15 protein-coding genes, 40 tRNA genes and 4 rRNA genes are annotated in these 25,970 nt (G+C 42.4%); 9 read left to right on the forward strand and 50 right to left on the reverse strand.

The features are described from left to right. The first annotated feature begins 73 nt into the window (after positions 1-73). Genes MKX57_RS18730 through MKX57_RS18740 form a run of 3 tightly spaced genes read left to right on the forward strand, consistent with a single transcriptional unit; the run spans position 74 to position 2,943 of the window. Positions 74-1,075, forward strand: coding sequence for an iron ABC transporter permease (locus MKX57_RS18730; RefSeq protein ID WP_089985571.1), 1,002 nt, complete (start codon positions 74-76; stop codon positions 1,073-1,075). Beyond that, positions 1,075-2,130, forward strand: a complete 1,056-nt coding sequence (locus MKX57_RS18735; RefSeq protein WP_008180327.1) for an iron ABC transporter permease — start codon at positions 1,075-1,077, stop codon at positions 2,128-2,130. The genes MKX57_RS18730 and MKX57_RS18735 overlap by 1 nt, the downstream gene beginning before the upstream one ends. A gap of 15 nt (positions 2,131-2,145) precedes the next feature. Then, entirely contained in the window at positions 2,146-2,943 is a 798-nt protein-coding gene (locus MKX57_RS18740) for an ABC transporter ATP-binding protein (protein WP_008180325.1), read from the forward strand. A gap of 120 nt (positions 2,944-3,063) precedes the next feature. Here the strand turns inward: MKX57_RS18740 and MKX57_RS18745 are convergent. The 22 genes from MKX57_RS18745 to MKX57_RS18850 all read right to left on the reverse strand — a co-directional run bounded on the left by MKX57_RS18745 (position 3,064) and on the right by MKX57_RS18850 (position 6,363). Then, positions 3,064-3,135, reverse strand: a tRNA-Glu gene (locus tag MKX57_RS18745). 2 nt (positions 3,136-3,137) lie between these two features. After that, positions 3,138-3,228, reverse strand: a tRNA-Ser gene (locus MKX57_RS18750). Between the two features lie 11 nt (positions 3,229-3,239). Further along, positions 3,240-3,316, reverse strand: a tRNA-Asn gene (locus tag MKX57_RS18755). An 8-nt stretch (positions 3,317-3,324) separates the two neighbouring features. Then, positions 3,325-3,398: transfer RNA gene (locus MKX57_RS18760), tRNA-Ile, on the reverse strand. Between the two features lies 1 nt (position 3,399). Then, positions 3,400-3,473, reverse strand: a tRNA-Gly gene (locus tag MKX57_RS18765). A 5-nt stretch (positions 3,474-3,478) separates the two neighbouring features. Then, positions 3,479-3,554: transfer RNA gene (locus tag MKX57_RS18770), tRNA-Phe, on the reverse strand. A gap of 53 nt (positions 3,555-3,607) precedes the next feature. Beyond that, positions 3,608-3,683: transfer RNA gene (locus MKX57_RS18775), tRNA-Asp, on the reverse strand. Between the two features lie 3 nt (positions 3,684-3,686). Next, positions 3,687-3,761, reverse strand: a tRNA-Met gene (locus tag MKX57_RS18780). Positions 3,762-3,811: 50 nt separating this feature from the next. Beyond that, positions 3,812-3,904, reverse strand: a tRNA-Ser gene (locus tag MKX57_RS18785). An 18-nt stretch (positions 3,905-3,922) separates the two neighbouring features. Next, positions 3,923-3,996 (reverse strand) — tRNA-Ile (locus tag MKX57_RS18790). Between the two features lie 6 nt (positions 3,997-4,002). Beyond that, positions 4,003-4,076, reverse strand: a tRNA-Met gene (locus MKX57_RS18795). Positions 4,077-4,102: 26 nt separating this feature from the next. Continuing rightward, positions 4,103-4,178: transfer RNA gene (locus MKX57_RS18800), tRNA-Ala, on the reverse strand. Between the two features lie 17 nt (positions 4,179-4,195). Further along, positions 4,196-4,272: transfer RNA gene (locus tag MKX57_RS18805), tRNA-Pro, on the reverse strand. Between the two features lie 9 nt (positions 4,273-4,281). After that, positions 4,282-4,358: transfer RNA gene (locus MKX57_RS18810), tRNA-Arg, on the reverse strand. An 8-nt stretch (positions 4,359-4,366) separates the two neighbouring features. Then, positions 4,367-4,455, reverse strand: a tRNA-Leu gene (locus tag MKX57_RS18815). A gap of 5 nt (positions 4,456-4,460) precedes the next feature. Continuing rightward, positions 4,461-4,535, reverse strand: a tRNA-Gly gene (locus tag MKX57_RS18820). A 36-nt stretch (positions 4,536-4,571) separates the two neighbouring features. Beyond that, positions 4,572-4,656 (reverse strand) — tRNA-Leu (locus MKX57_RS18825). Positions 4,657-4,679: 23 nt separating this feature from the next. After that, positions 4,680-4,755: transfer RNA gene (locus tag MKX57_RS18830), tRNA-Lys, on the reverse strand. 8 nt (positions 4,756-4,763) lie between these two features. Next, positions 4,764-4,839: transfer RNA gene (locus MKX57_RS18835), tRNA-Thr, on the reverse strand. Between the two features lie 6 nt (positions 4,840-4,845). After that, positions 4,846-4,918, reverse strand: a tRNA-Val gene (locus MKX57_RS18840). A gap of 10 nt (positions 4,919-4,928) precedes the next feature. After that, positions 4,929-5,044: ribosomal RNA gene (gene rrf, locus MKX57_RS18845) — 5S ribosomal RNA — on the reverse strand. Positions 5,045-5,292: 248 nt separating this feature from the next. Beyond that, on the reverse strand, positions 5,293-6,363 hold the full coding sequence (locus MKX57_RS18850; protein ID WP_239355512.1) for an IscS subfamily cysteine desulfurase: 1,071 nt from the start codon (positions 6,361-6,363) through the stop codon (positions 5,293-5,295). 100 nt (positions 6,364-6,463) lie between these two features. Between MKX57_RS18850 and nadB the strand changes: the two genes are divergently transcribed. The 4 genes from nadB to MKX57_RS18870 all read left to right on the forward strand — a co-directional run bounded on the left by nadB (position 6,464) and on the right by MKX57_RS18870 (position 10,513). Continuing rightward, complete coding sequence (nadB, locus tag MKX57_RS18855) at positions 6,464-8,050, forward strand: L-aspartate oxidase (RefSeq protein WP_107922366.1); 1,587 nt, start codon at positions 6,464-6,466, stop codon at positions 8,048-8,050. Then, positions 8,007-8,867, forward strand: a complete 861-nt coding sequence (gene nadC / locus MKX57_RS18860; protein WP_008181743.1) for a carboxylating nicotinate-nucleotide diphosphorylase — start codon at positions 8,007-8,009, stop codon at positions 8,865-8,867. Before nadB ends, nadC begins: the two co-directional genes overlap by 44 nt. Next, a complete protein-coding gene (nadA, locus tag MKX57_RS18865) occupies positions 8,854-9,957 on the forward strand; it encodes a quinolinate synthase NadA (protein ID WP_008181741.1) in 1,104 nt (367 codons plus the stop codon). Before nadC ends, nadA begins: the two co-directional genes overlap by 14 nt. Positions 9,958-10,096: 139 nt before the next feature. Beyond that, positions 10,097-10,513 (forward strand): VOC family protein, encoded by a 417-nt coding sequence (locus MKX57_RS18870; protein ID WP_008181739.1) that lies wholly within the window; start codon positions 10,097-10,099, stop codon positions 10,511-10,513. A 67-nt stretch (positions 10,514-10,580) separates the two neighbouring features. Here MKX57_RS18870 and MKX57_RS18875 read toward each other — a convergent pair. The 24 genes from MKX57_RS18875 to MKX57_RS18990 all read right to left on the reverse strand — a co-directional run bounded on the left by MKX57_RS18875 (position 10,581) and on the right by MKX57_RS18990 (position 18,509). Next, positions 10,581-10,652: transfer RNA gene (locus MKX57_RS18875), tRNA-Glu, on the reverse strand. A 2-nt stretch (positions 10,653-10,654) separates the two neighbouring features. Next, positions 10,655-10,745, reverse strand: a tRNA-Ser gene (locus tag MKX57_RS18880). 11 nt (positions 10,746-10,756) lie between these two features. Then, positions 10,757-10,833 (reverse strand) — tRNA-Asn (locus tag MKX57_RS18885). Positions 10,834-10,841: 8 nt separating this feature from the next. Beyond that, positions 10,842-10,915 (reverse strand) — tRNA-Ile (locus MKX57_RS18890). Between the two features lies 1 nt (position 10,916). Further along, positions 10,917-10,990, reverse strand: a tRNA-Gly gene (locus tag MKX57_RS18895). A gap of 5 nt (positions 10,991-10,995) precedes the next feature. Beyond that, positions 10,996-11,071, reverse strand: a tRNA-Phe gene (locus tag MKX57_RS18900). 53 nt (positions 11,072-11,124) lie between these two features. Beyond that, positions 11,125-11,200, reverse strand: a tRNA-Asp gene (locus tag MKX57_RS18905). Positions 11,201-11,203: 3 nt separating this feature from the next. Further along, positions 11,204-11,278: transfer RNA gene (locus tag MKX57_RS18910), tRNA-Met, on the reverse strand. 50 nt (positions 11,279-11,328) lie between these two features. Continuing rightward, positions 11,329-11,421 (reverse strand) — tRNA-Ser (locus MKX57_RS18915). Positions 11,422-11,439: 18 nt separating this feature from the next. Further along, positions 11,440-11,513: transfer RNA gene (locus MKX57_RS18920), tRNA-Ile, on the reverse strand. Positions 11,514-11,519: 6 nt separating this feature from the next. Next, positions 11,520-11,593 (reverse strand) — tRNA-Met (locus tag MKX57_RS18925). A gap of 26 nt (positions 11,594-11,619) precedes the next feature. Next, positions 11,620-11,695, reverse strand: a tRNA-Ala gene (locus MKX57_RS18930). Positions 11,696-11,712: 17 nt separating this feature from the next. Next, a tRNA-Pro gene (locus MKX57_RS18935) sits at positions 11,713-11,789 on the reverse strand. A gap of 9 nt (positions 11,790-11,798) precedes the next feature. Further along, positions 11,799-11,875, reverse strand: a tRNA-Arg gene (locus MKX57_RS18940). Positions 11,876-11,883: 8 nt separating this feature from the next. Next, positions 11,884-11,972: transfer RNA gene (locus tag MKX57_RS18945), tRNA-Leu, on the reverse strand. 5 nt (positions 11,973-11,977) lie between these two features. Continuing rightward, positions 11,978-12,052, reverse strand: a tRNA-Gly gene (locus MKX57_RS18950). A gap of 36 nt (positions 12,053-12,088) precedes the next feature. Then, positions 12,089-12,173 (reverse strand) — tRNA-Leu (locus MKX57_RS18955). A 23-nt stretch (positions 12,174-12,196) separates the two neighbouring features. Continuing rightward, positions 12,197-12,272 (reverse strand) — tRNA-Lys (locus MKX57_RS18960). 8 nt (positions 12,273-12,280) lie between these two features. Further along, positions 12,281-12,356: transfer RNA gene (locus MKX57_RS18965), tRNA-Thr, on the reverse strand. A 6-nt stretch (positions 12,357-12,362) separates the two neighbouring features. Continuing rightward, positions 12,363-12,435, reverse strand: a tRNA-Val gene (locus MKX57_RS18970). A gap of 10 nt (positions 12,436-12,445) precedes the next feature. Beyond that, positions 12,446-12,561: ribosomal RNA gene (gene rrf / locus MKX57_RS18975) — 5S ribosomal RNA — on the reverse strand. 186 nt (positions 12,562-12,747) lie between these two features. Further along, a 23S ribosomal RNA gene (locus tag MKX57_RS18980) occupies positions 12,748-15,675 on the reverse strand. A 233-nt stretch (positions 15,676-15,908) separates the two neighbouring features. Beyond that, positions 15,909-17,460 (reverse strand): 16S ribosomal RNA (locus tag MKX57_RS18985). The 16S, 23S and 5S rRNA genes sit together here with 20 tRNA genes alongside, the layout of an rRNA operon. Positions 17,461-18,410: 950 nt before the next feature. Further along, on the reverse strand, positions 18,411-18,509 hold the full coding sequence (locus tag MKX57_RS18990; RefSeq protein ID WP_220273102.1) for a putative holin-like toxin: 99 nt from the start codon (positions 18,507-18,509) through the stop codon (positions 18,411-18,413). A 647-nt stretch (positions 18,510-19,156) separates the two neighbouring features. Between MKX57_RS18990 and MKX57_RS18995 the strand changes: the two genes are divergently transcribed. Together MKX57_RS18995 and MKX57_RS19000 are read left to right on the forward strand one after the other, a co-directional pair. Continuing rightward, positions 19,157-19,879 (forward strand): MgtC/SapB family protein, encoded by a 723-nt coding sequence (locus MKX57_RS18995; protein WP_342530522.1) that lies wholly within the window; start codon positions 19,157-19,159, stop codon positions 19,877-19,879. Positions 19,880-19,892: 13 nt separating this feature from the next. Next, positions 19,893-20,876, forward strand: coding sequence for a cation diffusion facilitator family transporter (locus MKX57_RS19000; RefSeq protein WP_008178167.1), 984 nt, complete (start codon positions 19,893-19,895; stop codon positions 20,874-20,876). A gap of 99 nt (positions 20,877-20,975) precedes the next feature. Here MKX57_RS19000 and MKX57_RS19005 read toward each other — a convergent pair whose 3' ends face one another. The 4 genes from MKX57_RS19005 to MKX57_RS19020 form a co-directional block, all read right to left on the reverse strand. Beyond that, positions 20,976-21,707 carry a hypothetical protein gene (locus tag MKX57_RS19005; protein WP_342530525.1) on the reverse strand — a complete coding sequence of 244 codons (732 nt, stop codon included), beginning with the start codon at positions 21,705-21,707 and terminating at the stop codon, positions 20,976-20,978. A gap of 355 nt (positions 21,708-22,062) precedes the next feature. Beyond that, positions 22,063-23,226 (reverse strand): iron-containing alcohol dehydrogenase, encoded by a 1,164-nt coding sequence (locus tag MKX57_RS19010; RefSeq protein ID WP_089986785.1) that lies wholly within the window; start codon positions 23,224-23,226, stop codon positions 22,063-22,065. Between the two features lie 218 nt (positions 23,227-23,444). Further along, a complete protein-coding gene (locus tag MKX57_RS19015; protein ID WP_008178162.1) occupies positions 23,445-24,689 on the reverse strand; it encodes a Glu/Leu/Phe/Val dehydrogenase in 1,245 nt (414 codons plus the stop codon). An 84-nt stretch (positions 24,690-24,773) separates the two neighbouring features. Next, positions 24,774-25,967, reverse strand: a complete 1,194-nt coding sequence (locus tag MKX57_RS19020) for an ornithine--oxo-acid transaminase (RefSeq protein WP_008178160.1) — start codon at positions 25,965-25,967, stop codon at positions 24,774-24,776. Positions 25,968-25,970 lie beyond the last annotated feature (3 nt).

The raw sequence follows: 25,970 nt of genomic DNA on the forward strand, positions 1-25,970 counted from the left end.
AATCTTATTGTATGAGCTTATCAGTGTCAATACATATTTTAATAATTATGAAAGAAAAGAGTATAGTTTAAACATGATTTTAAAAAATAATTATTCTAAAACGTTGACTTTAATCGTAGGGGTTTTGCTACTACTTCTTTGCATGGGCATTAGTATTGTCTATGGCTATGCAAATACTTCTATCCAAACTACCCTTGAATCTTTTTTTCATTTTAACCATTCAAATGAGCATATCATTATTCAAAATGTTCGTATTCCAAGAGCACTTATAGCCAGTTGTGTTGGAGCATCGTTAGCGATTACGGGTGTGCTTATGCAAACTTTAACGAAAAATCCTTTAGCTTCTCCTGGAATATTAGGGATAAATGCTGGAGCAGGATTTGCCGTTGTCTTTGCCATGATTTTTTTCCATATTTCAGGTTTACAATCATTTGCATGGATCGCCTTTCTAGGTGCTGCCATCGCGGCACTAGCTGTTTATGCAATCAGTTTCTCCGGAAGAGATGCCGTAACACCCGTAAAAATTACTTTAGCAGGCGCTGCCATTAGTGCACTTTTTGCATCATTTACACAAGGGTTACTCGCTACAAATGAAGCAGAACTTGAGCAAGTATTGTTTTGGCTAGCTGGCTCTGTCCAAGGGCGTAAACTCGAAATTCTGATCTCAGTTCTCCCATATTTAATCATCGGGTGGATAGCTGCTCTAATCATTTCCCCTAAAATGAATACTCTTGCGCTAGGAGATGATGTGGCAAGAGGACTAGGATTACGTATAGGGTTAATGAAAATAATTGTAGGTTTGATTGTTATTTTTTTAGCAGGGGGTGCTGTTGCTATCGCTGGCCCCATCGGTTTTATTGGCATTGTAGTTCCCCATTTTGCGCGTAAGTTTGTCGGCACAGATCATCGATGGCTTATTCCGATGGCTGCCTTACTTGGAGGCATTTTATTATTGTTAGCGGATGTCGCAGCCCGATATATCATCATGCCACAAGAAGTACCAGTCGGAGTCATGACCGCAATGATTGGCGCGCCATTCTTTATTTACCTTGCGCGAAAAGGTGGAAAAAAATAATGAAAAACATACGAACAGTCCGTTTATTTCAGAAAAAAATATCATTTTTATTAGATGTACAAGCTATGAAAAAATTACTGGTGATTAGCTTTCTAACACTAGCGGTTTTCTTTCTTAGCGCATCATTCGGTGATTCTTTTATTAGTCCTATTAAAGTTGTACAAACTCTCTTCGGCCAAGGCTCTGATTTTGATCAGTTGATCATTATTGATTTTCGAATGCCCCGAATTTTTATGGCTATGTTTACTGGTATGGCGCTAGCTGTAGCAGGTGCTGTTTTACAAGGAATCATTAAAAATCCACTGGCCTCTCCTGATATTATTGGAATATCTGCTGGGGGCGGTGCAGCTGTTGTTGGTTTCTTAGCCATTTTCAGTGATTCTAATCACTCTTTAACAGTCAGTATAGAATGGATGCCATTAGCAGGTTTTATTGGTGCTACTGTAGTTGGGTGTTTGGTTTACCTATTTGCATGGAAAGATGGTGTTACGCCAAATCGTCTTGTTTTAATCGGTATTAGTGTATCCGCATTGATGCAAGCCATTACGACCATGCTAATGATTATTGGTCCTATCTATCAAGCAAGTGAAGCAAATAAGTGGATTACTGGGAGCGTCAAAAGCGCAGACTGGGATCAAGTTCAAATCGTTGTGCCCTTAATACTAGTACTCCTACTTGTCACGTTCTTTACTACACGTCAGTTAAATGTACAAGAATTAGGTGATGATACAGCGGCAGGATTAGGACAATCCGTTCAAAAAACTCGTCTATATTTAATTCTGTTATGTTGCTGCTTAGTAGCAAGTGCCATTTCCTTTGCGGGGGCAATTGGATTTGTAGGGTTGATGGCCCCTCATATCGCACGTCGTATCGTTGGTTCATCATTCGGAGTACTTGTGCCAACATCCGCAGCCATTGGAGCATTGCTCGTAATGGTTGCGGATATTATCGGTCGTACTGCGTTTAGCCCTTTAGAAGTGCCAGCTGGTGTCTTTACTGCTGCCATCGGTGCTCCTTATTTTATCTATTTATTATTTAGAAATCCTAATAAATAAAGGAGTTCATACATCATGACTGAATCCTTATTAACTAAATCCCTAACATTAAGTTATGGTGATTCCAATATTATCGAAGATCTCAATTTATCTATCCCTTTGAATGAAATTACTGTCTTAATTGGAGCGAACGGCTGTGGCAAATCTACACTTTTACGCTCTATTGCTCGATTATTAAAGCCCAAAAAGGGATCTGTGTTATTAGATGGCGAAGATATTTTTAAACTATCTACAAAGCAAGTAGCTAAAAACCTTTCTATACTTCCTCAATCACCAGTAGCACCAGAAGGCTTAACGGTTCTACAGCTCGTTAAACAAGGACGATTTCCTTATCAAAGTTGGCGCCAGCAATGGACGGAGAAGGACGAGGAAATTGTGATGAATGCCTTAAAAGCAACAGGTACGGAGCAATTACGAGATAGACCAGTGGATGAGCTATCAGGTGGGCAACGTCAACGTGCATGGATTGCTATGACACTTGCTCAAGATACAGATATTATTCTTTTAGATGAGCCTACAACCTATTTAGATCTAACTCATCAAATAGAAGTGTTAGATTTATTATTTGAATTAAATCAACAGCAAAAGCGAACAATTATTATGGTCTTACATGATATAAACCTCGCTTGTCGTTATGCCGATCATATCATTACTGTACGTGATCGAGGAGTTTATCGCCAAGGTAAGCCTGAAGAGATCATGACGACAGAATTAGTTAGCCATGTATTTGATCTTGAATGTCAAATGACATCAGATCCAATCTTTGGAACACCTTTATGTATTCCTTATGGTAAAGGACGAAATATTACGTAAGTCTTCAAAAAACAACAAGCCTTCGCCGATTGATTATCTGGCGAAGGCTTTCTTGTTACCTGTTCTTTTCCGTTCATAAAAAAAGTGCAGTAGATGTAAATTCATCTACTGCACTTAGTATGACCCGTACGGGATTCGAACCCGTGTTACCGCCGTGAAAGGGCGGTGTCTTAACCACTTGACCAACGGGCCAATGGCGGAGAAGGAGGGATTTGAACCCTCGCGCCGGTTACCCGACCTACACCCTTAGCAGGGGCGCCTCTTCAGCCTCTTGAGTACTTCCCCACACAAAAAAATGGCTCCGAAGGCAGGACTCGAACCTGCGACAACCTGATTAACAGTCAGGTGCTACTACCAACTGAGCTACTTCGGAATAAATAATGGGCCTAAATGGACTCGAACCATCGACCTCACGCTTATCAGGCGTGCGCTCTAACCAGCTGAGCTATAGGCCCTTGGAGCGGGTGATGAGAATCGAACTCACGACATCAGCTTGGAAGGCTGAGGTTTTACCATTAAACTACACCCGCATAAATGGTGGGTCAGGACGGAATCGAACCGCCGACACTTAGAGCTTCAATCTAATGCTCTACCAACTGAGCTACTGACCCATTTCGTCCATGCTAAGCTTGCTCACTTTTTGCTTCTCATGTCTATAAAAAAATGGCGGTCCCGACCGGGATCGAACCGGCGATCTCCTGCGTGACAGGCAGGCATGTTAACCGCTACACCACGGGACCATTTGGTTGCGGGGGCCGGATTTGAACCAACGACCTTCGGGTTATGAGCCCGACGAGCTACCACTGCTCCACCCCGCGATAATCTTATTGTCTTTTCGAGTTTTTAAAGCACCATTTATGAATAAAACTGGAGGAGGTAGAGGGATTCGAACCCCCGCGCGGTGTTACCCGCCTGTCGGTTTTCAAGACCGATCCCTTCAGCCAGACTTGGGTATACCTCCGTAATAATATATAAATGATGGACCTTGCAGGACTCGAACCTGCGACCGGACGGTTATGAGCCGTCTGCTCTAACCAACTGAGCTAAAGGTCCTTAAGATGGCGGCAGAGGGGATCGAACCCCCGACCTTACGGGTATGAACCGTACGCTCTAGCCAGCTGAGCTACGCCGCCAGGATCTTTATACTGGTTAATTACTATGGTGGAGCCTAGCGGGATCGAACCGCTGACCTCCTGCGTGCAAGGCAGGCGCTCTCCCAGCTGAGCTAAGGCCCCATAATATTTTTTGGAAATGGTCGGGAAGACAGGATTCGAACCTGCGACCCCTTGGTCCCAAACCAAGTGCTCTACCAAGCTGAGCTACTTCCCGTTGTTCTTATGGCGCGCCCGACAGGAGTCGAACCCATAACCTTCTGATCCGTAGTCAGACGCTCTATCCAATTGAGCTACGGGCGCATATAAAATGGTGCCGAGGACCGGAATCGAACCGGTACGGTAGTCACCTACCGCAGGATTTTAAGTCCTGTGCGTCTGCCAGTTCCGCCACCCCGGCACATTTGGAGCGGAAGACGAGGTTCGAACTCGCGACCCCCACCTTGGCAAGGTGGTGTTCTACCACTGAACTACTTCCGCATGTGCATAAGTTTTTTTATCTGGCATATTGAAAAATGGTGCGGGTGAAGGGAGTCGAACCCCCACGCCTTGCGGCGCTAGATCCTAAGTCTAGTGCGTCTGCCAATTCCGCCACACCCGCTTAATATGGTTGGTACTTATAAATGGTGAGCCATGAAGGACTCGAACCTTCGACCCTCTGATTAAAAGTCAGATGCTCTACCAACTGAGCTAATGGCTCGTCTGAAATGGTGCCGGCTATAGGAATCGAACCCACGACCTACTGATTACAAGTCAGTTGCTCTACCTGCTGAGCTAAACCGGCAAATGATGGAGGATGACGGGCTCGAACCGCCGACCCTCTGCTTGTAAGGCAGATGCTCTCCCAGCTGAGCTAATCCTCCTGGGTATTATGCCTAGCGACGTCCTACTCTCACAGGGGGAAGCCCCCAACTACCATCGGCGCTAAAGAGCTTAACTTCCGTGTTCGGTATGGGAACGGGTGTGACCTCTTTGCCATCATCACTAGACTACTTTATTATGTATCTTGTTTTGAAGTTGTTTACCTGTCCTTCAAGACAAGAATTATTGTATAACGTTTTCTCATATTGTGCAATACTTTTTTATAAAAAAAAGAAATTATTACTTTTAAAAGATATTTTTGTTAAGAAAGAGAAAATATTGCCCTGCAAAATATTATATCAATAGTTGTTTCAAAAGAAAACAATTATTTTTCATCTATATATTTTCAGCTTATGATCTTGCTTAAAACTTGCTACTAAATAGTAGCAAGTTCCATAGTCAATCTATCAATTTCTTTAAATGTTGTTGAATCTCCGAAAGATATTCTAAAGAATTGCCGTGCCGTTTCCATTGAATAATTCATAGATAAAATGGCTTTTGTTCCAGATTCGCTATGAATATCACACGCACTTCCCGTTGATATACTGATCCCTGCCTCGTTTAATTTTAATAATACATATTGCCCCTCCACTTTACTCATCATGACACCACAAATATTTGGCAATTGCTGCTTACACTCTATTAGTCGAACTGTTTTTGGTAGACGACTTTTAAAATATCTTCTTAATTCCTCGTAATGCTGTCTTTCATAACTATTATTTTCAACCGCTGCCGCAAAGGAAACAATGGCAGGTGTATCTAAAGTTCCCCCTCTTAATCCTCTTTCATGAGTTACGCCTGGTGTCAGTGCTGGAACACGAATTGCAGGGTTTATATAAACAGCGCCGCAGCCCTTAGGTCCTCCTATTTTATGTGCTGAAATTGTCATAGCGTCTCCTCCTCTTGGTATAGTTAATTTCCCAAAGGATTGTACACAATCAATATGACAGTAAACAGCGGCTTCTTTTGCCGCTTCAATTATTTTTTCCACAGGTTGAATAGAACCAATTTCTGAATTTACATGTTGAATGGAAATTAATGCTGTATCTTTTCGAATAGCGAGTAGTAGTTGTTCTGAGTCAATACAACCATCCTTTTGCAACGGTAATTTTGTCACCTCAAAACCCATTTTCTCCAATGTATTCAAAGCTGCATGTACAGACGTATGTTCAGCTTGTGATGAAATAATATGTTTTCCTTTTTTAGAGGCAAATGCTAATGACAAAATGGCCATAATGTTTCCTTCCGTTCCGCTTCCAGTAAAGATAACGCCATCACTATTGACACCAAGTTCATTGGCTATAATTTCTCTTGATTGCTGGATAAAATAATACGCTTGTCCCCCTAAATCATGGAGACTTGAGCTATTTCCATAATAACGCTGTGCCACCTCTACATATGCTTCAAGCGCCTTCTTCGTCATTGGTGTTGTTGCTGCGTAATCCATGTAGATCATCGTATTCTTCCTCTCTCGTTCAACAGGTCTTGTTTTCTTTTTTATTTTATGTAAAGATAAGTGTCAAGACAACTGTAAAGAAGGTATAACTATGGATGTAAAGACAGACGTCCTTATAATTGGTAGTGGTATTGCAGCACTTCAGGCAGCTCTACTCCTCGAAGAACATTTTAAAATACAAATAGTTACAAAATCATCCGTCCATACGAGCAGTTCCTATCGTGCACAGGGTGGCATTGCCGTCGTGACAAGTGAGGAGGATCATATTGATTGCCATATTGCGGATACATTGAAGGCCGGAGAGTTTCATCATGAAGGTAGAAATGTCCAAACGCTCATAGAAGAAGGCACAAAAATAATGCGTAACTACCTTCAAGCTGAATTCCCCATTGATCGGAATAGCAATGGAGCTCCTGCTCTAGGTCTGGAGGGAGCACATAGCCATCATCGTATTCTCCATGCAGGTGGTGATCGTACTGGTCAAATTTTCATAGATTACTTGCTTCATAAACTTTCTCCTAATACAAAGGTAAATTGCTATGAAATGGCCTATGAACTTTTACTAAATACAAATGGTGACTGTGTAGGTGTACTTACAAAAGGAAGCGAAGGCACTAAACGCTACTTTGCCCATCATGTTATTTTAGCGACAGGTGGTGCAGGAGCACTTTATTCAAGTACATCTAATTACCCAACAAATACTGGTGATGGTATTGCTTTAGCCTTTCGAGCAGGAGCTGCCATCAGTGATATGGAATTTATGCAGTTTCATCCAAGTCTGCTTTGGTGTGAAAACGAGGCAAAAGGATTGATTTCTGAAGCGGTACGAGGAGCTGGTGGTATTTTTGTCGATGCCCAACGTCGTCCAATTATGAAGGGCATCCATGCACAACTTGATTTAGCGCCAAGACATATTACAGCACTCACATTATTTAAGAAACGGGCGGCTGGTGAGGAAACATTCCTTGATATATCCTCCATCCAAAATTTCGATGTAAAATTTCCATCAATCACACAGCTTTGCCGTAACAACCATATTGACTTACAAGATGGCCTGATTCCTGTTTCACCAGGTAGTCATTTTTTAATGGGCGGTATTATTGCTGATGATAAAGGCAGAACCACTATAGCCAACTTGTATGCTATCGGCGAAGTGGCCTGTACAGGTGTTCACGGAGCAAATCGTTTAGCTAGTAACTCCCTATTAGAAGGGATTACTTTTGGTCACAGAATGGCATATTTCATTATCCAACAAGGCTGTAGTCAAAAGGATTTCTTACTTGCTAGCGATAAAAATGTCGATTCAATGCCTTCATTATTTAGCAAACAACAATTACAGCAACATATGATGCAGTACTTAGGTATCGTTAGGAACGGTGACGATTTGCAATATTCCCTCCAGCAATTACCCTCTATACAAGCACTTCTCCATGCAAATTTAAAGGGTTTGCAACAGACTGAGCTGGAACTATATATGATGCATGTTGTCGCCACATTAATAACCCATGCGGCCATTACAAGAACTGAAACACGTGGAGCCCACATTCGTAGCGATAAACCCGCGATGGTAGCAAAGTGGGCAAACCGATGGATTATTTTTTCGCAAGGACAAATGAAAGTGAGGAATTCATTGTATGAATATCATCAAACTCGAGGAAATGCTCAAACAATTTTTTAATGAGGATATAGGTGATGGGGATTTATCGAGTGAATATATTTTTTCTCCTAAAGAGCAAGGAACTTTTTCATTTTATGCCAAAGAAAGTGGCATTTTTTGTGGCGCACCTATTATTGAGCATGGCTTTCACGTACTAGATCGGTCTATAAAAGTCAACCTTCCTAAAAAAGATGGGGAAGCCGTAGAGGCTGGCGACGTCATTGCTATTATAGATGGCCCCTTACAAAAATTATTAATGGGAGAACGCGTAATTTTAAATCTTATACAACGGATGTCTGCAATAGCTACGGCGGCTCACCTAGCAGTACAGGAAATTGCAGGAACGAACACAAAAATATGTGATACCCGTAAAACGATTCCTGGTTTGCGTATGCTTGATAAATATGCTGTTCGAATCGGTGGTGCTTTTAACCATCGCAATGGCCTATTTGATGCAATCATGCTAAAGGATAATCATATTGCTTTTGCTGGTAGCATGACAAACGCCATTCAGGCTGCTAGAGAAAAAGTTGGTCATACCGTTAAAATTGAAGTGGAAATAGAAACAAAAAAACAGCTAGATGAAGCCATTTTAGCTGGAGCAGATATTATAATGTTTGATAATCGAAGTCCTGAAGAAATACGTGCATGGCTGCCTGCTGTTCCTTCTTCTATCACGACTGAAGCGTCAGGTGGCATTACTCTTGAAAATATAAGAGCTTATGCTCAAACTGGTATACAGTGGATTTCACTTGGTTCTCTAACCCACTCTGTCAAAGCCTTTGACATTAGCGCCCTTGTACAAATGAAAGGAGGCTATTCCATTGTCCATCACTAGTTTATTACAGCAGACGACGTTACTTCCTGAGCATTATCGAGCATTATCCGTAACGGAAATGGAATCTCGTATTTTATCCATCAAAAAGAAATTAGGATCTAAGCTTTTTATTCCGGGTCATCACTATCAAAAAGATGAAGTTATCCAATTTGCTGATGCAACGGGAGATTCCTTACAGCTGGCTCAATTATCTGCAGCAAACAAAGAGGCGGAGCACATCGTATTTTGTGGGGTACATTTTATGGCTGAAACTGCTGATATGCTAACATCAAAACAGCAACATGTATATTTACCAGATATGCGTGCAGGTTGCTCGATGGCTGACATGGCTGATATTTATCAAACTGAACAAGCATGGCCCATTTTACAGCAGCTCTTTGGTGATACGATCATTCCACTTACCTATGTTAATTCAACAGCCGCTATTAAAGCCTTTACAGGAAGACATGGTGGTGCATGTGTAACATCCTCTAATGCGAAAGAGCTTGTTCAGTGGGCATTTACACAAAAACAGCGTATCTTCTTTTTACCCGACCAACATTTAGGCAGAAATACTGCTTATGACTTAGGTGTTCCACTCGAGAATATGGCCGTTTGGAATCCGCATAAAAATATACTTGAAACTAAACAGCCTCTTGAGAACATCCAAGTTATTCTGTGGAAGGGTCATTGCTCTGTACATGAAGGATTTACAGTTCAACATACAGAGACTGTTCGTAAGGAATATCCAGCCATGAAAATTATTGTTCACCCTGAATGTAGTCGTGAAGTTGTAGATGCGGCTGATGATGCTGGTTCAACTAAGTACATTATCGATACAATTAGTCAAGCACCTAGTGGATCTGCATGGGCAATAGGGACAGAAATGAATCTGGTCAATCGTATTATAAAGCAGCATCCAGATAAACAGATCATCTCTTTAAATGAAAACTTTTGTCCTTGCCTAACAATGAATCGCATTGATCTCCCCCATTTACTATGGTGCTTAGAAAGCATTGAACAAGGTCAACCACATAACCGTATTCAAGTTGATAGCCATACTAGCACTGAAGCTCTTAGTTCTCTGGAAAGAATGTTAGCAAGAAGATAAATTACGATTTTAAAGCAGAGATGTTGTAAAAAACAATATTTCTGCTTTTTATTTGCTCATAAAATTAAGTATCTGGTTACCTCCTGAAATTGACACTCATTTATTTTTTATGATAATGTCGATTTGGAGGTGATAAGAAATGTCTTTTCAATCGAAAAATATTTTCATTAATTTACCAGTAAAAAATGTAAACAAATCCACGTCATTTTTTAAGGAGTTAGGTTTTGAGTTCAATCAACAATTCAGTGATGAAACAACTTCCTCAATGATTATTAGCGAAAATATTTTTGCTTTACTAATGGTCGAAGATCGCTTCAAAGGATTTAGTAACAAGGAGATACCGGATACTACTGTTTCTGCCCAAGCAATTTTATGTCTATCTGCAGAAAATCGCGAGCAAGTAGATCAGCTAGTAAATAAGGCACTTGCCTCCGGGGGTAAACCTTATAGTGATCCACAGGATCATGGATTTATGTATGGCTGGGGTTTTCAAGATTTAGATGGGCATATTTGGGAAGTAGTTTATATGGATGAGCATGCAATGAATCAAGAGTAAATCGTTTATCTTATATTAGTTTTCTATAAAAAAACAGTAGACGCACATGCATCTACTGTTTTTTGTATGACCCGTACGGGATTCGAACCCGTGTTACCGCCGTGAAAGGGCGGTGTCTTAACCACTTGACCAACGGGCCAATGGCGGAGAAGGAGGGATTTGAACCCTCGCGCCGGTTACCCGACCTACACCCTTAGCAGGGGCGCCTCTTCAGCCTCTTGAGTACTTCCCCACACAAAAAAATGGCTCCGAAGGCAGGACTCGAACCTGCGACAACCTGATTAACAGTCAGGTGCTACTACCAACTGAGCTACTTCGGAATAAATAATGGGCCTAAATGGACTCGAACCATCGACCTCACGCTTATCAGGCGTGCGCTCTAACCAGCTGAGCTATAGGCCCTTGGAGCGGGTGATGAGAATCGAACTCACGACATCAGCTTGGAAGGCTGAGGTTTTACCATTAAACTACACCCGCATAAATGGTGGGTCAGGACGGAATCGAACCGCCGACACTTAGAGCTTCAATCTAATGCTCTACCAACTGAGCTACTGACCCATTTCGTCCATGCTAAGCTTGCTCACTTTTTGCTTCTCATGTCTATAAAAAAATGGCGGTCCCGACCGGGATCGAACCGGCGATCTCCTGCGTGACAGGCAGGCATGTTAACCGCTACACCACGGGACCATTTGGTTGCGGGGGCCGGATTTGAACCAACGACCTTCGGGTTATGAGCCCGACGAGCTACCACTGCTCCACCCCGCGATAATCTTATTGTCTTTTCGAGTTTTTAAAGCACCATTTATGAATAAAACTGGAGGAGGTAGAGGGATTCGAACCCCCGCGCGGTGTTACCCGCCTGTCGGTTTTCAAGACCGATCCCTTCAGCCAGACTTGGGTATACCTCCGTAATAATATATAAATGATGGACCTTGCAGGACTCGAACCTGCGACCGGACGGTTATGAGCCGTCTGCTCTAACCAACTGAGCTAAAGGTCCTTAAGATGGCGGCAGAGGGGATCGAACCCCCGACCTTACGGGTATGAACCGTACGCTCTAGCCAGCTGAGCTACGCCGCCAGGATCTTTATACTGGTTAATTACTATGGTGGAGCCTAGCGGGATCGAACCGCTGACCTCCTGCGTGCAAGGCAGGCGCTCTCCCAGCTGAGCTAAGGCCCCATAATATTTTTTGGAAATGGTCGGGAAGACAGGATTCGAACCTGCGACCCCTTGGTCCCAAACCAAGTGCTCTACCAAGCTGAGCTACTTCCCGTTGTTCTTATGGCGCGCCCGACAGGAGTCGAACCCATAACCTTCTGATCCGTAGTCAGACGCTCTATCCAATTGAGCTACGGGCGCATATAAAATGGTGCCGAGGACCGGAATCGAACCGGTACGGTAGTCACCTACCGCAGGATTTTAAGTCCTGTGCGTCTGCCAGTTCCGCCACCCCGGCACATTTGGAGCGGAAGACGAGGTTCGAACTCGCGACCCCCACCTTGGCAAGGTGGTGTTCTACCACTGAACTACTTCCGCATGTGCATAAGTTTTTTTATCTGGCATATTGAAAAATGGTGCGGGTGAAGGGAGTCGAACCCCCACGCCTTGCGGCGCTAGATCCTAAGTCTAGTGCGTCTGCCAATTCCGCCACACCCGCTTAATATGGTTGGTACTTATAAATGGTGAGCCATGAAGGACTCGAACCTTCGACCCTCTGATTAAAAGTCAGATGCTCTACCAACTGAGCTAATGGCTCGTCTGAAATGGTGCCGGCTATAGGAATCGAACCCACGACCTACTGATTACAAGTCAGTTGCTCTACCTGCTGAGCTAAACCGGCAAATGATGGAGGATGACGGGCTCGAACCGCCGACCCTCTGCTTGTAAGGCAGATGCTCTCCCAGCTGAGCTAATCCTCCTGGGTATTATGCCTAGCGACGTCCTACTCTCACAGGGGGAAGCCCCCAACTACCATCGGCGCTAAAGAGCTTAACTTCCGTGTTCGGTATGGGAACGGGTGTGACCTCTTTGCCATCATCACTAGACTATAGTCGGCTTTCAATATACATCGTATTTCTTCGTCAGCTTCTGTCGTTCAGTCAGTCACGTACTTGAGTACGCTCCTTCCTTCTCTCTATTGCTTCCTCGAACTACTCGTATCTTGAAACCCTTCATAAAAGAAATTATTCTTTCAAAACTGGATAAACGGTTCATTGAATGTTTCAAACATTTTGGTTAAGTCCTCGATCGATTAGTATTCGTCAGCTCCATGTGTCACCACACTTCCACCTCGAACCTATCTACCTCATCGTCTTTGAGGGATCTTACTTACTTGCGTAATGGGAAATCTCATCTTGAGGGGGGCTTCATGCTTAGATGCTTTCAGCACTTATCCCGTCCACACATAGCTACCCAGCGATGCCTTTGGCAAGACAACTGGTACACCAGCGGTGTGTCCATCCCGGTCCTCTCGTACTAAGGACAGCTCCTCTCAAATTTCCTACGCCCACGACGGATAGGGACCGAACTGTCTCACGACGTTCTGAACCCAGCTCGCGTACCGCTTTAATGGGCGAACAGCCCAACCCTTGGGACCGACTACAGCCCCAGGATGCGATGAGCCGACATCGAGGTGCCAAACCTCCCCGTCGATGTGGACTCTTGGGGGAGATAAGCCTGTTATCCCCGGGGTAGCTTTTATCCGTTGAGCGATGGCCCTTCCATGCGGAACCACCGGATCACTAAGCCCGTCTTTCGACCCTGCTCGACTTGTAGGTCTCGCAGTCAAGCTCCCTTGTGCCTTTACACTCTACGAATGATTTCCAACCATTCTGAGGGAACCTTTGGGCGCCTCCGTTACCTTTTAGGAGGCGACCGCCCCAGTCAAACTGTCCGCCTGACACTGTCTCCTGCCCCGCTAAGGGGCATGGGTTAGAATTTCAATACAACCAGGGTAGTATCCCACCGACGCCTCCTTCGAAGCTGGCGCTCCGAGATCTCTGGCTCCTACCTATCCTGTACAAGTTGTACCAAAATTCAATATCAGGCTACAGTAAAGCTCCACGGGGTCTTTCCGTCCTGTCGCGGGTAACCTGCATCTTCACAGGTACTATAATTTCACCGAGTCTCTCGTTGAGACAGTGCCCAGATCGTTACGCCTTTCGTGCGGGTCGGAACTTACCCGACAAGGAATTTCGCTACCTTAGGACCGTTATAGTTACGGCCGCCGTTTACTGGGGCTTCAATTCGCAGCTTCGCTTGCGCTAACCACTCCTCTTAACCTTCCAGCACCGGGCAGGCGTCAGCCCCTATACGTCACCTTACGGTTTTGCAGAGACCTGTGTTTTTGCTAAACAGTCGCCTGGGCCTATTCACTGCGGCTCTCATGCGCTTGCACGCTCAAGAGCACCCCTTCTCCCGAAGTTACGGGGTCATTTTGCCGAGTTCCTTAACGAGAGTTCTCTCGCACACCTTAGGATTCTCTCCTCGACTACCTGTGTCGGTTTGCGGTACGGGCACCTCTCACCTCGATAGAGGCTTTTCTTGGCAGTGTGAAATCAGGAACTTCGTCCATACGGACTCGCCATCACAGCTCAACGTTACAGTGTGCGGATTTGCCTACACACACGCCTTACTGCTTGGACGCGCATAACCAACAGCGCGCTTACCCTATCCTACTGCGTCCCCCCATTTCTCAAACGGTGAGGAGGTGGTACAGGAATATCAACCTGTTGTCCATCGCCTACGCCTATCGGCCTCGGCTTAGGTCCCGACTAACCCTGAGCGGACGAGCCTTCCTCAGGAAACCTTAGTCATACGGTGGACGGGATTCTCACCCGTCTTTCGCTACTCATACCGGCATTCTCACTTCTAAGCGCTCCACCAGTCCTTCCGGTCTGACTTCAACGCACTTAGAACGCTCTCCTACCACTGACATCGTAGATGTCAATCCACAGCTTCGGTGAATCGTTTAGCCCCGATACATTTTCGGCGCAGCGTCACTCGACCAGTGAGCTATTACGCACTCTTTAAATGATGGCTGCTTCTAAGCCAACATCCTGGTTGTCTGTGCAACGCCACATCCTTTTCCACTTAACGATTACTTTGGGACCTTAGCTGGTGGTCTGGGCTGTTTCCCTTTTGACTACGGATCTTATCACTCGCAGTCTGACTCCCGTGTATAAATATCTGGCATTCGGAGTTTGTCTGAATTCGGTAAACCGGGATGGCCCCCTAGTCCAAACAGTGCTCTACCTCCAGTATTCTCATCACGAGGCTAGCCCTAAAGCTATTTCGGAGAGAACCAGCTATCTCCAAGTTCGATTGGAATTTCTCCGCTACCCACACCTCATCCCCGCACTTTTCAACGTGCGTGGGTTCGGGCCTCCAGTAAGTGTTACCTTACCTTCACCCTGGACATGGGTAGATCACCTGGTTTCGGGTCTACGACCACGTACTATTTCGCCCTATTCAGACTCGCTTTCGCTGCGGCTCCGCCTTCTAAAGCTTAACCTCGCACGTAATCGTAACTCGCCGGTTCATTCTACAAAAGGCACGCTATCACCCATTAACGGGCTCTAACTACTTGTAGGCACACGGTTTCAGGATCTCTTTCACTCCCCTTCCGGGGTGCTTTTCACCTTTCCCTCACGGTACTGGTTCACTATCGGTCACTAGGTAGTATTTAGCCTTGGGAGATGGTCCTCCCGGATTCCGACGGAATTTCACGTGTTCCGCCGTACTCAGGATCCACTCAGGAGGGAACGAACTTTCGACTACAGGGCTTTTACCTGCTCTGGCGGACCTTTCCAAGTCGCTTCATCTAACTCGCTCTTTTGTAACTCCGTATTGAGTGTCCTACAACCCCAAGAGGCAAGCCTCTTGGTTTGGGCTCTTCCCGTTTCGCTCGCCGCTACTCAGGGAATCGATTTTTCTTTCTCTTCCTCCAGGTACTTAGATGTTTCAGTTCCCTGGGTCTGCCTTCAAGACGCTATGTATTCACGTCAAGATACTACGCGATTAAACGTAGTGGGTTCCCCCATTCGGAAATCTCCGGATCAAAGCTCACTTACAGCTCCCCGAAGCATATCGGTGTTAGTGCCGTCCTTCTTCGGCTCCTAGTGCCAAGGCATTCGCCGTGCGCCCTTAATAACTTAACCTATCAGCTTTCAATACACATCGCATTTAACTGCTCGTGTCTTGAAACCTTTTAATGTTATTAAGCCTATAAAAAACTTAAAAAATAAATGTGTTTGTTACTATTTCAATGTCGTTTTATCCAGTTTTCAAAGAACAAGTTTTGAAGTATTTCATTCAGAAGAATGAACCTTCAAAACTGAACGCAAAACGTAATCTTACAAACCCAAGGTTTGTATTCCGAAAATATCCTTAGAAAGGAGGTGATCCAGCCGCACCTTCCGATACGGCTACCTTGTTACGACTTCACCCCAATCATCTATCCCACCTTCGGCGGCTGGCTCCAAAAGGTTACCTCACCGACTTCGGGTGTTACAAACTCTCGTGGTGTGACGGGCGGTGTGTACAAGGCCCGGGAACGTATTCACCGCGGCATGCTGATCCGCGATTACTAGCGATTCCGGCTTCATGTAGGCGAGTTGCAGCCTACAATCCGAACTGAGAACGACTTTATCGGATTAGCTCCCTCTCGCGAGTTGGCAACCGTTTGTATCGTCCATTGTAGCACGTGTGTAGCCCAGGTCATAAGGGGCATGATGATTTGACGTCATCCCCACCTTCCTCCGGTTTGTCACCGGCAGTCACCTTAGAGTGCCCAACTAAATGATGGCAACTAAGATCAAGGGTTGCGCTCGTTGCGGGACTTAACCCAACATCTCACGACACGAGCTGACGACAACCATGCACCACCTGTCACCGTTGCCCCCGAAGGGGAAACTATATCTCTACAGTGGTCAACGGGATGTCAAGACCTGGTAAGGTTCTTCGCGTTGCTTCGAATTAAACCACATGCTCCACCGCTTGTGCGGGCCCCCGTCAATTCCTTTGAGTTTCAGTCTTGCGACCGTACTCCCCAGGCGGAGTGCTTAATGCGTTAGCTGCAGCACTAAGGGGCGGAAACCCCCTAACACTTAGCACTCATCGTTTACGGCGTGGACTACCAGGGTATCTAATCCTGTTTGCTCCCCACGCTTTCGCGCCTCAGTGTCAGTTACAGACCAGATAGTCGCCTTCGCCACTGGTGTTCCTCCAAATCTCTACGCATTTCACCGCTACACTTGGAATTCCACTATCCTCTTCTGCACTCAAGTCTCCCAGTTTCCAATGACCCTCCACGGTTGAGCCGTGGGCTTTCACATCAGACTTAAGAAACCACCTGCGCGCGCTTTACGCCCAATAATTCCGGACAACGCTTGCCACCTACGTATTACCGCGGCTGCTGGCACGTAGTTAGCCGTGGCTTTCTAATAAGGTACCGTCAAGGTACAGCCAGTTACTACTGTACTTGTTCTTCCCTTACAACAGAGTTTTACGAACCGAAATCCTTCTTCACTCACGCGGCGTTGCTCCATCAGGCTTTCGCCCATTGTGGAAGATTCCCTACTGCTGCCTCCCGTAGGAGTCTGGGCCGTGTCTCAGTCCCAGTGTGGCCGATCACCCTCTCAGGTCGGCTACGCATCGTCGCCTTGGTGAGCCGTTACCTCACCAACTAGCTAATGCGCCGCGGGCCCATCCTATAGCGACAGCCGAAACCGTCTTTCAGTGTTTCACCATGAGGTGAAACAGATTATTCGGTATTAGCCCCGGTTTCCCGGAGTTATCCCAAACTATAAGGTAGGTTGCCCACGTGTTACTCACCCGTCCGCCGCTAACGTCGAAGGAGCAAGCTCCTTCTCTGTTCGCTCGACTTGCATGTATTAGGCACGCCGCCAGCGTTCGTCCTGAGCCAGGATCAAACTCTCCATAAAAGAAATTTGATTAGCTCAAATTGTTTTGCTGGCATCAATTTTGATGTCCAAATTTTTGTTTCGTTCACTAGCTAGGCTAGTTACTTAAAACTTTATTGATTACGTTTTGCTTGTTCAGTTTTCAAAGTTCATTATTATCTCAGTCGTTTTCAGCGACTTCATTATGATAACTCGTTTATAACAAGAAGTCAACAACTTTTTTGTTTTTTTATTTTCAAAGTGTTTTGTCTTGTTAAGGACAAGTAATAATATATAATATAGCATTTTAAAAATCAAGCATTTTTTGAAAAAAAGTTAAAAATCTTTTTTTATATCAATAACAAACAATAGAGCGCTCCCTTCTAAAACAATAAATAGCAGTACTAACATGTTCAGCCATAGTCAAAAAAACAAGTAAACAAAGTATGGCCAAATAAATTAGATACTAACACTATTAAGAAAAACCAACCCCATCCCTTATAAGGTCCACTTGATCTTCTTTACATTACAGATCAAATAAATGATGGTACTATCAACATCATCAGCCATTCCAACGCTCATCGCATACGTATATTCCGTCCTATTATATAATAAGATGTAGCAAGTGAGTGCATCCCATTTTTCTCAACACTTATTCTGACGAAACTTCAAATGAACATGTTGATTGAACGAATCTTCTATCGTTATCTTCAATCTGGATTTTGGAATATCTATATATAGAAAGCATACGTCCAATGTAATCCTAAGTGCTTCTTGCATGCCTTGTATCCTATATAAATTTAGAGTTGTACTCTTTCCAATTAATTTGAGTAATTTAACAATGCATGTTATAATTTTTCATGAAGATGGATATAAAAAAAGGACCACTTGGTGTGTCACCACCAAATGGTCATGTAACAGACGAATCGCTTCAAAGGCGATTTGCATAATGAAGGAGTAAACCACTCACATGCTTGGAGGGCAGGGGCGGTTTACTTTTTTTTCTGAGAAAAAGTAAATGACAGAACAATTACCGAAACAATCAATCCACTAAAACTGATCATTAAGGACATTGCCTCGTAAGTTGTCATTAGCAACACCTCCTTCCCCTCCAGAAACCTGAAGAACGGGTGAAGAATGTATGCTTACCGCCCATGAAACCTCTATCTAGTTACCCCTTTATTATACCATTTTATGTGAATGAAATATAGTTTTTGGAAATTTAATTAGGATATAAATCTGATCATAACCTCTCGTCAATTCTTGTTACAAGCTCGCCGTTTGCTTCATCTCCCCTTTACATTTTTAGTATGATCTAGGCCTGGAGCCGCAATTAGGTTCCCGAATCCGATCAGCATTCTTTATTGAAAATGCGAATAAAAACTTTCCTTATCATTAATCTTTTATTTCCCCCTATCAGTAGTCTCATTCCCTACTATCAATAACGCTTTGTCCATTCCCCTAAGAACAGAGTCGCCATCATTAAATTAGAAAAGAGCATATGGGAAAATGCTATGATATTCGCTTACGTAGATGCTTGCTTTACATAAATAACCGACCTAGAACCAAAGTCATATCAATTACGAAATGGATGTATAAATGAATTTTTAGATCCCTATAAAATAAAACACATATATTTCCTTACTTCCATGTTGTACAATACAAAAAAGTAATACACATATAATAATGACTGGTTGCATATCTCTTAGCAATGCGAAACATCTATGGAGGGTCGTGTATGGGAACATTATTGGAAAATATGATTACATATGAAGTTGGCATAAAATTAGTTTTAGCAGCCACATTAAGTTTAGTCATCGGAATTGAAAGGGAATTAAAGAAGAAACCAGTTGGATTAAAGACAAGTTTAGTCATAGCAACATTCAGTTGTTTGCTAACCATTATTTCCATTGAAACAGCTTACTCCACCCCTTCTAGAGAAGATATAAATATTACAATGGATCCCCTTCGCTTAGCAGCCCAAATTGTCAGTGGGATTGGATTTCTAGGAGCAGGCGTAATTTTAAGACGTGGCAATGATAGCATCTCTGGTTTAACGACTGCGGCCATGATATGGGGAGCTGCCGGCATCGGAATCGCTGTAGGCGCTGGTTTTTATATGGATGCAACGTTAGCTGTCATTATCATCGTTTTCGGAATTGAAATTCTCTCTCCTTTCCTAATGAAAATTGGACCAAAACGTATTCGCATGAGAGAGATTTTACTAAAGGTTCAAATTGATGATGACAAACATACGGAATCCTTTCTATTATTCCTTAAGAACAACAATATCATCATCGAAAACATCCGTATTAAAGATGTACCTTTAAAAAATGATAATGTTTTACATGAGTTGGATTTACGTTTGTCCTTAATTGTTTCTGATAATTTACTGTCGTTTTACCGTTCATTAAGAACATTATCATATATTAAAAAAATCGAAATGGAAATTTTAAACTAGTTGGAGGATTTTTATGGCAGAATTATTTAAACTACTAAAGGATGGTAACAAACCTTCCCTGATGGCGGCTTGTGTCAATGCCTTTTTAGGTATTATTAAAGGCATTGCCTTTTTCTTAACAGGTAATGTGGCTATGTTCGCAGAAATGATGCATTCACTTGGAGATGCAGCTAACCAATTGTTCGTGTATATAGGCTCCGCTCTATCGAAAAAAGCACCTACAAAGAAATTCCCTAGCGGCTTCGGTCGTATTGTCAATTTAGTATGCTTATTTGCAGTTATTATCGTAGCAATTCTTTCTTATGAAACAATCAAAGAAGGATGGCATCATTTTATCCACCCTACTGGTGAATCAAGTGGGGTACTCATCGCACTTGGAGTTTTATTTATAGGTATTGTTTTAGAGGGTACAGTACTTGCTAAAGCAGCAGTAGAAGTATTACATGAAGCTGGGCAAGAAAAAGCAGGTATAACATCCATCCCAAAAGCTTTCAATTATTTAAACCGCGCCAAGCCTGCGACTAAATTAGTGTTTATGGAAGATTTAGTCGCTACAAGCGGAAATATTTTAGCCTTCATTGCTATTGTTATCGCTCATTTTACAGGGTGGACTAGAATAGAAGGTCTTGTTTCCATGATTATTGGGGCAATGATGTTTTATGTTGTTGGTAAAGTATTCTTAGACAATGCTCGGGGTGTAATCGGTGAGACAGATGAAGAAATGTTAAATCATATCGCCCATCTTGTGATGGATGATCCAAATATTAAAGATATTGTACGCCTTGAAGTCATTAAAGAAGGGGAGTTTTTACATGTTGAATTAGTGGCAGAAGCTGACCCTAAACTATCCTTAGCTTTTTTAGATGATGTTCGAGATCATTTGACAGAAGTTATTTTAAGTCAGAAAGGTGTATCGAAGGTCGCCATTTTATTTGATGAAGATGACGGAAAAGCTAGCTGGATACATCTTGGCGACAGACCTAATCATGAATTGTAGAAGCTAAAAAGCCAATTGCCCTGTTTTGATCTCACCCCAAAAAGTTAGACATCAATCTAACTTTTACAGGGCAGTTCATTTCAGGCAGTTGGCTTTTTGTTAAACTGATATTAATTGATCCCGATCAAAATTTGTTTCCCTTAGATTGTCAGGGATGGACTCGTAGCTTACAAAGACTTGATTGGTTATCATAAATGTTAGGAATTGATTACTAACAACGGTCTTCTTAGTACCATTTTGTTGAATGACTATTTCTGAAAACATTAAAGTAGCTTGTCGATTGGCTAAAGCATATTCTTGGGCATTTAGAATATCCCTACCGTCCACATGACAGCCTAAAACAAAATGACCAGCAAAAGAATCTTTTAATACGTTAGGATGCATGGATCGGTAATGCACTTCAGAAATTGAATCTTCACGTTTCATGAATTGATGGGCTACCAAATAATGCTTTAAAGCACCTTTTAAATCAATTGCGATAACTGTATCTGCTAATATTGTTCGAAAATAAACCGGAACAATTTCAGCATCTCCTAAATATGGTTTTACCTCTACCACAATTCCCCCAGAAGGACGGACAAATAAATGTCCACTTGCCTTATTTACACCATTCGAAAAAGTAATGTTCGTTTGCCCAAAATGTAAACTTTTAAAGAAAATACTTTGATCAGCCATGTAACCCGTAACAATGTTATCATTTTCAATTTGTATCGATTTTGTTTCAATCCCCAAAACTTCTACACAATTTTGCATTTTATAAACATGCCGCTGAAATGGTATCTCTTTACAACTTAATGTAACCACACGATCCTTAAGCAATTGCTTCAACATTCCATCCCTCTCCCCTTTGTTTAAGTCATTATTTTAATAAAGGTGGCTAAACAGTTTCTGAACAACCCTACATTAATGGAGCTATTGCGACAAATACCATCATTCTCTAGCAATCACAAAGTCTAATATGTATTAAAATATCCAATTTAAGTTAAATATTTTGATTAAAATCATGACTTTTTTCACTTCTCTTAATAAAATTAACTATTACACCCCTTTGAATATCTAACTATTTCATTATATTGTAGGTCTTAAGAAACTTCTACGACAAAATTCAACAAGATTCGTTAATTTTTCTTAACCTACAATAAAAAAGTGTGAGGCTAACTACATAGCCTCACACGCAATCATTATTTTAAAGGGAATTTTGTAAGATAGTACGTACATCTTTTTCTTGTAACTGATGGAAGTTTCCAAATGGACCATTTTGCATTGCATGCTCTACAATCTGCTGGAATTTCGAATCATCAATATTATAATCGGCTAAACGATTTGGTGCCCCTAATGATGACCAAAATGCTGATAAGCGATCGATCCCTTCATAAGCAACCTCTTCTACCGTTTTGTCTGTTGCATCCACCCCGAATACTCGTGTTGCTATACCCGCAAAGCGCTCAGGATTCACTGGTACACTTAAACGCATCCAATGAGGCTGAAGAATAGCTAAACCTCCTGCATGCGGAATATCATATACTGCCGATACAGCATGCTCAATATTATGAGATGCCCAATCCCCACGAGATCCGATTGATAAGAATCCATTTAATCCAATTGTTCCTGCTAATAGAATTGTTTCACGTAACTGTGTATTCTCTAGATCCTCTAATAATTGAGGTGCTGTCGTAATAACCGTACGTAATACACCTTCACACATTTCATCAGTGATTGGTGTATTCGTTGTATTATGGAAATACTGTTCGAATACATGTGACATCATATCAACGATTCCATAAACCGTATGATTTTTAGGTACAGACACCGTATACGCAGGATTTAAGATTGAGAATTTCGGGAATGCCGCAGGGCTACCCCAGCCTAATTTTTCTTCTGTAGCGGCATTAGTAATAACTGACCCAGAGTTCATTTCAGAGCCTGTAGCGGCCAAGGTTAAGACAGTTCCTAATGGTAAAGCTTGTTCTACAAATACCTTGCGTTTAACGATATCCCAAGCATCCCCATCATATTTTGCACCAGCAACAATTAGTTTGGAGCAATCAATAACAGAACCGCCACCAACTGCAAGAACTAAGTCAATTCCCTCTGTTTTACAAATTTCAATACCACGTCTAGCTGTTTCCACACGTGGATTAGGTTCTACACCACTTAATTCAAAAATTGTTTTATCTGCTTGCTGTAATTTGTCAATAACCGCGTCGTAGACACCATTCGTCTTGATGCTACCGCCACCATATACAACCAATACTTTTTTTCCATACTGCTCTAATTCCTTCGGTAACTTTTCCAGTGCATCTTCACCAAAATGAAGTTTCACTGGGTTAAAAAATGTAAATGAATCCATTTAATTCGCCCCTTTCTAGTTGGATTTTCTCATATTTCTGTTCAAGAAAGCAAAGATAAACGTTCGGCATACCTGTTTAATTAGATTCCGTTTGGACGATTTATTAAAGGGTTTTATAAGGGGAATGCATTCTAACATTTCTTCAAATTTGTAAAGAGACGCAAAAAAACGAGTCCTCCCATTAACTATAGGAGAAACTCGTTGTAAATTGAATATTCTTAAACCCATCCGCGGAAGCGTGAAGCTTCTGCAGTGCGGCGAACACCAACCATATAAGCTGCTAAGCGCATGTTAATGTTACGTGTTGTAGCTGTTGTATAAACATTATCAAATGCTTCAACCATTTTTTTGTATAAACGTTCTTCAACTTCTTCTTCTGTCCAATAATAACCTTGGTTATTTTGTACCCATTCAAAGTAAGAAACTGTAACTCCACCAGCAGATGCTAATACGTCTGGTACAAGTAAAATGCCACGTTCTGTCAAAATTTTAGTTGCTTCAGCAGTTGTTGGACCATTTGCTGCTTCTACTACGATATTAGCTTTAATATTGTGTGCATTGTCAGCAGTAATTTGATTCTCAATTGCAGCAGGTACTAAAATATCACAATCAAGTTCTAATAATTCTTTATTTGAAATCGTGTTTTCAAATAAAGTTGTTACAGTACCAAAGCTATCACGACGATCTAATAAATAGTCGATATCTAAACCTTCTGGATCATGAAGTGCACCATAAGCATCCGAAATACCGATTACCTTTGCACCTAAATCATGCATAAATTTCGCAAGGAAGCTACCTGCGTTACCAAATCCTTGAATAACAATGCGCGCACCTTTAATATCAATACCGCGTTTTTTCGCTGCTTCTTCGATTACAATTGTAACACCTTGTGCAGTCGCACGGTCGCGACCTTGTGAACCACCAAGAACTAGTGGCTTACCTGTGATAAAGCCTGGAGAGTTGAATTCATCCATACGGCTATATTCATCCATCATCCATGCCATAATTTGTGCATTTGTAAATACGTCTGGCGCAGGAATATCTTTTGTTGGCCCTACGATTTGACTTACAGCACGTACATAACCACGGCTTAAGCGCTCGATTTCGCCCATAGACATTTGACGAGGATCACAGATGACACCGCCTTTACCACCACCATATGGTAGATCGACAATACCACATTTCAATGTCATCCACATTGAAAGCGCTTTAACTTCCTCCTCAGACACTTGTGGGTGGAAACGAACCCCACCTTTAGTTGGTCCTACAGCATCGTTATGTTGTGCACGGTAACCAGTAAATACTTTTGTTGTACCATCATCCATTTTCACCGGGATACGTACTTGTAGCATGCGAAGCGGTTCCTTTAGTAATTCATACATTGCTTCATCATAGCCAAGTTTGTTTAGAGCATCTTGAATGACATCTTGTGTTGATGTGAAAAGATTTAAGTTTTCAGACATTATTAAATCGCCTCTTTGTTTTATTTAATGATAGTATATCGGCATCATTGTAACATACTTCCGAATTAAAATGTGAACATTTTGTTAAAGATTAAATACTTTTTCAATTTGTTCGATTGACCAATCTAAATCCTCTTGTGAAATAACAAGTGGTGGAGCAAAACGAATAACTGTATCATGTGTTTCTTTACATAATAAACCTAATTCTTTTAGTTTTTCACAGTATGGACGAGCTGCCTCTGTTAATTCCATACCAATAAATAAACCACGACCACGTACCTCTTTAATAACTGGGTTATTAATTTCTCTTAACTTACCTTTGAAGTATTCACCAAGTTCATGTGAACGTTCAGCTAATTTTTCATCTAATAATACTTTAATAGATGCAATTGAAACTGCACAAGCTAAAGGATTTCCACCGAAAGTTGATCCGTGTGAGCCTGGGTTGAATACACCTAGAATATTACGGTTCGCAGCTACACAAGAAATTGGGAATACACCGCCACCTAATGCTTTACCTAAGATGTACATATCTGGTTCTACTTCTTCCCAATCACAAGCAAACATTTTACCAGTACGTGCTAAACCTGCTTGGATTTCATCAGCAATGAATAATACGTTGTTTTCACGGCAAAGTTCGCGAGCTGCTTTTAGGAAGCCCTCTGTTGGGATAACAATACCAGCTTCACCTTGAATTGGTTCAATTAAGAATGCTGCTGTGTTTGGTGTAATAGCTGCTTTTAATGCTTCAAGATTACCGTAGTCTACTAATTTAACGTTTGGTAACATTGGACCGAAACCACGACGGTATTCCTCATCAGAAGAAAGAGATACAGCAAGCATTGTACGACCATGGAAGTTACCATTACATGCAATCACTTCTGCCTTGCCTTCTTCTACGCCTTTTACATCATATGCCCAACGACGAGCTGCTTTAAATGCAGTCTCTACTGCTTCAGCACCAGTATTCATTGGTAATACCATTTCTTTATTTGTTAACTTTCCTACTAGCTCATACCATTCACCAAGGTTTTCACTGTAAAATGCACGTGAAGTCAATGTTACTTTATCAGCTTGCTCTTTTAAAGCAGCGATAATTTTTGGGTGACGATGTCCTTGGTTTACAGCTGAGTAAGCTGATAACATATCTAAATATTTGTTACCTTCTGGATCTTTAACCCAAGCACCCTCAGCCTCTGAAATTACGATTGGCAGTGGATGATAGTTTGCTGCACCATAATTTTGTGTTTGTTCAATAACTTGTTGAGTTTTTGTCATATT

Origin of the sequence: Lysinibacillus sp. FSL M8-0216, assembly GCF_038595555.1 — a bacterium.
Lineage (GTDB): Bacteria > Bacillota > Bacilli > Bacillales_A > Planococcaceae > Lysinibacillus > Lysinibacillus fusiformis.

Bases quoted from the DNA above. Each gene is read 5' to 3' on its own strand.
- MKX57_RS18740 (WP_008180325.1), top strand. From the start codon at position 2,146: ATGACTGAATCCTTATTAACTAAATCCCTAACATTAAGTTATGGTGAT.
- nadB (WP_107922366.1), top strand. From the start codon at position 6,464: ATGGATGTAAAGACAGACGTCCTTATAATTGGTAGTGGTATTGCAGCA.
- MKX57_RS19020 (WP_008178160.1), bottom strand. From the start codon at position 25,967: ATGACAAAAACTCAACAAGTTATTGAACAAACACAAAATTATGGTGCA.
- MKX57_RS19010 (WP_089986785.1), bottom strand. From the start codon at position 23,226: ATGGATTCATTTACATTTTTTAACCCAGTGAAACTTCATTTTGGTGAA.
- MKX57_RS18730 (WP_089985571.1), top strand. From the start codon at position 74: ATGATTTTAAAAAATAATTATTCTAAAACGTTGACTTTAATCGTAGGG.
- MKX57_RS19005 (WP_342530525.1), bottom strand. From the start codon at position 21,707: ATGTTGAAGCAATTGCTTAAGGATCGTGTGGTTACATTAAGTTGTAAA.
- MKX57_RS19000 (WP_008178167.1), top strand. From the start codon at position 19,893: ATGGCAGAATTATTTAAACTACTAAAGGATGGTAACAAACCTTCCCTG.
- MKX57_RS18850 (WP_239355512.1), bottom strand. From the start codon at position 6,363: ATGGATTACGCAGCAACAACACCAATGACGAAGAAGGCGCTTGAAGCA.
- MKX57_RS19015 (WP_008178162.1), bottom strand. From the start codon at position 24,689: ATGTCTGAAAACTTAAATCTTTTCACATCAACACAAGATGTCATTCAA.
- MKX57_RS18735 (WP_008180327.1), top strand. From the start codon at position 1,075: ATGAAAAACATACGAACAGTCCGTTTATTTCAGAAAAAAATATCATTT.
- nadC (WP_008181743.1), top strand. From the start codon at position 8,007: ATGAATATCATCAAACTCGAGGAAATGCTCAAACAATTTTTTAATGAG.
- MKX57_RS18995 (WP_342530522.1), top strand. From the start codon at position 19,157: ATGGGAACATTATTGGAAAATATGATTACATATGAAGTTGGCATAAAA.
- MKX57_RS18870 (WP_008181739.1), top strand. From the start codon at position 10,097: ATGTCTTTTCAATCGAAAAATATTTTCATTAATTTACCAGTAAAAAAT.
- MKX57_RS18990 (WP_220273102.1), bottom strand. From the start codon at position 18,509: ATGACAACTTACGAGGCAATGTCCTTAATGATCAGTTTTAGTGGATTG.